Origin of the sequence: Rathayibacter sp. AY1D1, assembly GCF_002932635.1 — a bacterium.
Classification (GTDB): Bacteria; Actinomycetota; Actinomycetes; order Actinomycetales; family Microbacteriaceae; genus Rathayibacter.
In genome coordinates, this window is the sequence record NZ_PSVY01000011.1 from 82,542 (window position 1) to 89,456 (window position 6,915).

Here is a 6,915-nt window from a genome sequence, read left to right on the forward strand (position 1 = left end):
TGCCCGCCCGGAGGAGGAGCGCGGCGCGGAGCTCATCGGTCCGGATCCGGAGCGCGGCGCGGTGGACGCGAGCCCGGATCCGTCCCGCGGGGCCTGACACCGCCCGCCTCCTCGGCCTAGCGTGGAGGCATGATCGACGCGACGCCCGCGGGCACCCCCACCTACGTCCTCAGCGAGGGGCCCGTCTGGGATCCGGACACCGCCCGCCTCACCTGGGTCGACATCGAGGCCGGCGCGGTCCTGTCCGCCCCCGTCACCGCGGAGGGGATCGGAGCGATCTCGCGCACCGACGTCGGCGAGCAGGTCGGCGCCGCGCTGCCCCTGGGCGACGGGCGGACGCTCGTCGCGCTGACCCGACGGCTCGCGATCCTGGAGGTCGACGGCTCCCTCACGCGCGGCTCCGAGCTGCTGCAGGAGGGGCACCGCTTCAACGACGGCACGATCGACCCGCAGGGGCGCCTCCTGGTCGGCTCGCTGACCCTCGGCGAGTCGGCGGGCGACGACGTCCTGCTGCGCATCGAGCACGACGGATCCGTCACCGTGCTCGACGACGACCTGCGGCTCTCGAACGGACTCGGCTTCTCGCCGGACGGCTCTGTGCTGTACTCGGCCGACACCGAGTCGGGCGTGATCCACCGCCGCTCCTACGCGGACGCCGAGCACGGCCCGCGCGAGCCCTTCGTCGAGCTCGAGGAGGGCGTGTTCGCCGACGGACTGACCGTGGACGCCGACGGCCGCGTGTGGGTCGCGGTCTGGGGCGGGAGCGGCGTCCGCGTGTTCGAGGCCGACGGCAGCCCGGTCGAGGGCGAGGGCATCAGGATCGACGCCCCGCACTCCTCCAGCATCGCCTTCGCGGGCGAGGACCTGGACATCGCGGTCGTCACCTCCGCCTCGCGCGACCTCTCGGCGGACGAGCGGGCGCGTCATCCGCACGCCGGCGGACTGTGGATCGCGCAGCCCGGAGCCCGCGGCCGCGCCGCCACGCGCTGGGTGGAGGGCCCTCTGCCCTAGGCGCGGCCGGTCGCCCGTCAGACGGCGGGCGCCGTCGGCGGGCTCGGCTCCGACGCGGGCTGCGGCACGAGGGTCAGCCGCGAGATGCGGTAGCGGTCCGTCTCGGCCACGCGGAGCAGGTGGTCGCCGACGAGCACCGAGTCGCCCACGACGGCCACACGGCCGATCCGTTCGAGGACGAATCCGCCGACCGTCTCGTACGGACCCTCGGGCAGCTCGATGCCCAGCTGCTCCGCCAGGTCCTCGAGGATCATCCCGCCGTCGACGTCGTGCAGCTGCTCGGCCGCCTTCGCGTCGACCGCCTGGCGGGCGCCGTCGTACTCGTCGTAGATCTCGCCGACGAGCTCCTCGAGCAGGTCCTCCAGCGTGATGATGCCGTCGGTCCCTCCGTACTCGTCGATGACGACGGCGATCTGGTGGCCGTCCTGCCGCATGGTACGCAGGGCCGCGAGCACCTTCGTCGTACCGGGGACCGCGAGGATCGGGCGGGTGATGTCGGCGACGCTGCTCGCGGTGCCGGCGCGGCCCGCCTCCGGGAACGCGGACATCAGGTCGCGCACGTGGACGAAGCCGAGCACGTCGTCGAAGTCGTCGCCGACCACCGGGTAGCGCGAGTGCGGCTGGTCGAGGACCGCCGCGTAGCCCTCGGCCACGCTGAGCGCGCCGCGGAGGAAGTCGACGTCCGGGCGCGGGCGCATCACCTCGGCGACGCGGCGGTCGTCCGCGCGGAAGATGTCGGTGAGCAGCCGGCGGCTGTCCTCGTGGATCTCGGTGTTGCTGGAGATCATGTCGCGCACCTCGTCGGCCGAGACGCTCTCGCCCTTCTCGCGCGGGTCGGCGCCGAGGAGGCGGACGACGGCGTCGGTCGAGATGGACAGCAGCCAGATCACGGGGCGCATCAGGCGCGCCAGGGCGTTGAGCGGGGGCGCGAGGGCCTTGGTGAACGCGACGGACTTCTGCATCGCCAGGCGCTTGGGGACCAGCTCGCCCAGCACCAGGGAGAGGTACGCGATGACGAGGGTCATCAGGATCAGGGCGACGGTCGAGGCGGCGGAGGCCGAGAGGCCGAGCGACTGCAGCGGCGGCACGAGGTCGGGCGCGATGGTCGAGGCGCCGTACGCCGAGGAGAAGAAGCCGGCGAGCGTGACACCGATCTGGACCGCGGAGAGGAACGTGTTGGGATTGCGGACGAGCTCGGCGATGCGCCGGCCGCGCTCGCTGCCGGCCTCGATCGCGCGGACCTGGCTCTCGCGGAGGCTGACGATGGCCATCTCGGTGCCCGCGAAGACGCCTCCGAGGAGGACGAACAGCACGACGAGGCCGATGTTGAGGAGGGTGTCGAGATCCACGCCGACCAGAGTAGGGATGCCGGCCGTGAGAACGCCTCGTGGACTCTCAGGGAGTGGGTCGGGCGGGGCGAGGCCCCGCCCGCCCGCTCAGGACGCGTCGGCCGGGCGTACGCCGATCGTGAGGATGAGGTTCGCGTAGATGCGGCGGTCGCCCGAGGCGATGGTGAGCGCGACGTCGGGCGTGCGCGCCTCGGCGTAGAAGGCGTGCCGCTCGAGCGAGGTGAAGGGGACGCCGTCGAGGGACCGGCGGAAGGCGTCCTGCGCGGGGACGTCGATCCCGGGCGCGGGGGTCATGACCGTCGCCTCCTCGACGACGATCGCCGAGAGCAGGGCGTCGAGGATCTCGTCGACGGTCAGCATGTCGGGCCGGAGGTTCAGGTGCACCAGGGCGGAGTTCGGTCCGAGCGTGGTGCCGACGGGGTAGTTGCCGTCGGCGATGAGGACGCGGGAGCCGTGGCCGGCGCGGGCGAGCGCGTGCAGGATCTCGGGGTGGAGGAGGGTCGTGGTCAGCAAGAGGAGCTCCTAGAGGTCGTGGAGGTGGGCGACGGACGAGCCGGCGAGCAGGCGGCCGGGGAGCCTCCGCTCCTGGGGACCGGGCTGCTCCGCCCCGGAGTCGAGGCGGAGGCGGACGAGGGCGGCGGCCTCGGCGGCGATCGCCTCCGTCGGCTGGGCGATCGTGGTCAGGTGCGGGCGGACCACGCGGGCCAGCTCGACGTTGTCGAAGCCGACGACGGAGAGGTCCGTCGGCACGCGCAGTCCGGAGTCGCCGAGGGCGATCAGGGCGCCGACCGTCAGCTCGCGGTTGCTGGCGAACAGGGCGGTCGGCCGGGGGCTCAGGGCGAGGATCCGCTCGACGGCGGCGACCCCGCTCTCGACCGTCAGCGGGCCGCGCACCACGGCGTCGGCGGCGGGGTGCACGCCGCGCTCGGCCAGGGCGGCGAGGAAGCCGGCGGTCCGCTCCCGGGTGGAGGACACTCCGTCCTCCCCGCCGAGCACCGCGATCGAGCGGTGGCCGTGGTCGAGGAGGTGGCGGGCGGCGGAGGCGCCGGCGCCCGCGTTGTCGAGCGCGACGCGATCGGTGACCAGTGCGTCGTCGATCCAGTCGACGGCCACCACGGGGGTGCCCTGCTCGGAGGCGCGGCGCAGCGCGTCGACGTCGCCCGCGGACGGCACCGCCACGATCCCGTCGACCATCTTCTCGAGCAGCAGGTCGACCGCGGCTCCCGGCTCGGGGCGGCTCACGCCGACCAGCACGCCGATGCCCTCTCCGCGCAGGGCCCGCTCGAGGCCCGCGATGATCGAGAGGTGGAACTCGTTGTCGAGGGCGGGCAGCAGCACTCCGACCGTGCGGGAGCGCCGCGAGCGCAGGCCTCGAGCGAAGCCGTTGACCCGGAAGCCGACCTCGGCGGCCGCCGCCTCGATCGCCGCCCGGTTCTCGGGGCGCACGGGGAGCCCGTTGTAGTGCTTCGAGATGGTCGAGAGCGAGAGGCCGGTCAGCCGCTGCAGGTCCTTGTAGGTGGCCACGTCACAGGGTGGCGCGGGGCGAGCCGTAGCCGCTCCAGCCCGGGATCGTGCCGTCGGCGTCCCACAGGTCGAGCCAGCCGGTGCTTCCGGGCCAGAGGAAGACCTGGCCCTTGATCAGACGGTTGTTGCGTTCGGCGCCGCGCAGCGCCTCCTGCTCCTCGGCCGTGAGCACCAGGGAGGCGGCGGCCAGGTTCGCCTCGATCTGCTCCGGCTTCACCGCGAACGGGATCGGGATCTGGCCGCGGTTCACCGCCCAGGCGAGGCACACGACGGCCGGATGCACGCCCCGCTCCTCGGCGATCGCCCGCACCGCGGGGTGCTCGATGTCGACGATGTCGCCCTCCACCCGGTCGCGCTCCGGCCGCGACGGCGAGCCCAGCGGCGAGTAGCCGATCGGCAGGATGCGGTGGTCGAGGCAGAAGCGGAAGAGCTCCGGCTGCTGGAAGCAGGGGTGCAGCTCCATCTCGTTCAGCTGCGGGGCGATGCGGACGTCGGCGAGGATCCGCTCGAGCTTGGGGATCGTGACGTTGGAGGTGCCGAGGTGCCGGACGAGGCCCCGGTCGACCAGGCCCTCGAGCGCCCGCCAGGTCTCGAGGAACGCCTCGTGGACGTACGGGCGGGCGTGCGGATCGCGCGCGTCGGTCTCGGCGTGCGGCGGGTGGTGGTTGGGGAAGGGCCAGTGCACGAAGACGGCGTCGAGCACGTCGAGGCCGAGATCGGCGAGCGAGCGCTCGACGGAGGCGACGGCCGCCGCGGGCTCGTGCGCGTCGTTCCAGATCTTCGACATGACGAAGAGCTCGTCGCGGTCGACTCCGGAGTCGGCGATCGCCCGGCCGACGCGCGGCTCGTTGCCGTAGACGGTGGCGCAGTCGAGGAGGCGGAAGCCGGCGCGGAGGGAGTGCTCGACCGCGAGGCCGACGGTCTCGGCGTCGTAGCGGTCGGAGCCGAACGTCCCGGCGCCGATCGCGGGGATGCGGCTGCCGCTCGCGAGGACGCGGTGGCTCGGCGGAGTGGGGGCCATGCGGATCCTCCTGGTGCGGCGGCGGGGGCGAAACGTTGCGCTCCACGGTAGGCGGGAAAGGATGGTGACGTCAACGATGCCGTGGACTGGGGTGCGTAACGTTTCGTGCGGTGGGTGCTTTCGTCCTCCGTCCCTGCCCCGCCTCCCTCGAGAGTCCAGTAGTCGTCGCACTCGAGAGCGACTGCGAGGACTCCTGGACTGTCGAGAAGAGCCCCGCCCCTCCGCTCAGACCAGCCGGCGCGACTCCTCCGTGACCACGCGGAACCAGCGCGCGCCGTAGCCGTCGAGGGGCACCGACACGGCGCCGTCCTCGCCGAGCGGGAGCGACTCGCCGCCGAGGGAGTCGACCAGCCGCGCCCCGGCGGGGGTGTCGGGGAGCGTCAGGTGCGCCGTGCGCGGGTTCGACGCCAGGTTGTGCACCGCGACGGTCGTGCCGGTCGACGCGGACATCCGGTGCGCGAGCACGCTCGGCTCGTCGCAGGGGAGGTGCGTGTACTCGCCCCAGCCGATCTCCGGCGACCGCCGGTACAGCCAGGCGAGGCCCTTCACGTGGGCCAGGAGGGAGTCCGGATCCTGGAGCTGCGCGGCCGCATTCACGTGCTCGGGTCCGAAGCCGCCGCCGGGAGGGGTGGCGATCAGGTCGGAGGCGTCGGCGCGCGAGAACCCGCCGTTGGCGGCGCTGCTCCACTGCATCGGGGTCCGCACGGCGCTGCGGCCCGGGATGTCGGCGTTCTCGCCCATCCCGATCTCCTCGCCGTAGTAGAGCACCGGGGTCCCGGGCAGCGAGAAGACCAGGCTGTGGACCAGGCGGACGCGGCGCGGGTCGCCGTCGACCATCGGCGGGAGGCGGCGGACGATGCCGCGCCCGTGGATCCGCTGCGACTGCTCCGGAGCGAACGCCGCGAAGACCTCGTCGCGCTCGTCGTCGCTCAGCTGGTCGAGGGTGAGCTCGTCGTGGTTGCGCGCGAAGTTCGCCCACTGGCTGCCGACGGAGATCTCGGGGCGGCTCGCGAGCGCCTCGACGAGCGGCGCCGCCTCCTCCCGGGCCAGCGCGAGGTAGAGGCGCTGGTTGCCGATGAAGTCGAACTGCATCGACAGCTCGTCCGCGTCCTCGCCGCCGAAGAAGCCGAGCTGCTCCTCGCGGGTCACGTTGACCTCGCCCAGCAGCATCGCCTCGCCGGAGCGCCGCGAGACGAAGCGGCGCAGCAGGCGCAGCCACTCGTGCTCGTCGCGGGCGCCGGGCTCGATCAGGTACGGCACCGCGTCGACCCGGAAGCCGTCGACGCCCAGCTGCAGCCAGAACCCGATGAGCTTCGCGATCTCGTCGCGCACGGCCGGGTTCTCGGTGTTGAGGTCGGGCTGGTGCCGGTAGAAGTGGTGCAGGTAGTACTGGCCCGCCTCCTCGTCACGGAACCAGACGCCGTCCTCCGCGTCCGGGAACACGTTCGCGGGCTGATCGGCGGGCGGCTCGTCGCGCCAGACGTAGTAGTCGCGGTACGGGCTGTCGGGGGAGGAACGGGCGGCCTGGAACCAGGGGTGCTGGTCCGAGGTGTGGTTGACGACGAGGTCGACGATCACGCGCATCCCGCGGTCGTGGGCGGTCCGGATCACCTCGACGACGTCGCCGTGGTGCCCGAAGCGCTCGTCCACTCCGTAGAAGTCGCTGATGTCGTAGCCGTTGTCGCGGCCGGGGGACCGGTAGAACGGCGCGAGCCAGAGGCAGCTGACGCCGAGCTCGGCCAGGTAGTCGATCCGGTGGACGAGGCCCTCGAGGTCGCCGACGCCGTCGTCGTCCCAGTCCATGAACGTCTTCACGTCGAGGTTGTAGAAGACGGCGGTGCGCCACCACAGGTCGCTCGTGTCGGTGACCCTCATGCGCGGGGCTCCGGGCGGGAGGAGGCGGAGGGTGCGGGGGTGAGTGGCGCGGGCGCGGTTGTGAGCGTGCGGGTGGCGGCGGTGCGGGTGGCGGCGTGCGGGTGCTCGTGATGCGTCACGGAGGGGCTCCAGGGG

At 73.1% G+C, this 6,915-nt stretch carries 6 protein-coding genes; 1 reads left to right on the forward strand and 5 read right to left on the reverse strand.

The annotated features are described in order from the left end of the window. The first annotated feature begins 129 nt into the window (after nt 1-129). A complete protein-coding gene (locus C5C56_RS09585) occupies nt 130-1,011 on the forward strand; it encodes an SMP-30/gluconolactonase/LRE family protein (protein WP_104269764.1) in 882 nt (293 codons plus the stop codon). 17 nt (nt 1,012-1,028) lie between these two features. Here C5C56_RS09585 and C5C56_RS09590 read toward each other — a convergent pair whose 3' ends face one another. The 5 genes from C5C56_RS09590 to C5C56_RS09610 all read right to left on the reverse strand — a co-directional run bounded on the left by C5C56_RS09590 (nt 1,029) and on the right by C5C56_RS09610 (nt 6,780). After that, nucleotides 1,029-2,360: a hemolysin family protein gene (locus C5C56_RS09590; protein WP_104319474.1), complete on the reverse strand. Its 1,332-nt coding sequence runs from the start codon at nt 2,358-2,360 to the stop codon at nt 1,029-1,031. Nucleotides 2,361-2,447: 87 nt separating this feature from the next. Next, the gene (locus C5C56_RS09595; protein ID WP_104225080.1) at nt 2,448-2,873 is read right to left on the reverse strand and encodes an RbsD/FucU family protein; all 426 of its coding nucleotides are present in this window, start codon (nt 2,871-2,873) and stop codon (nt 2,448-2,450) included. 9 nt (nt 2,874-2,882) lie between these two features. Further along, nucleotides 2,883-3,884 (reverse strand): LacI family DNA-binding transcriptional regulator, encoded by a 1,002-nt coding sequence (locus C5C56_RS09600; RefSeq protein WP_104261685.1) that lies wholly within the window; start codon nt 3,882-3,884, stop codon nt 2,883-2,885. A gap of 1 nt (nt 3,885) precedes the next feature. Then, a complete protein-coding gene (locus C5C56_RS09605; RefSeq protein WP_104319475.1) occupies nt 3,886-4,905 on the reverse strand; it encodes an aldo/keto reductase in 1,020 nt (339 codons plus the stop codon). Between the two features lie 225 nt (nt 4,906-5,130). Then, nucleotides 5,131-6,780: an alpha-amylase family protein gene (locus C5C56_RS09610; RefSeq protein WP_104317843.1), complete on the reverse strand. Its 1,650-nt coding sequence runs from the start codon at nt 6,778-6,780 to the stop codon at nt 5,131-5,133. Between the last annotated feature and the right edge of the window lie 135 nt (nt 6,781-6,915).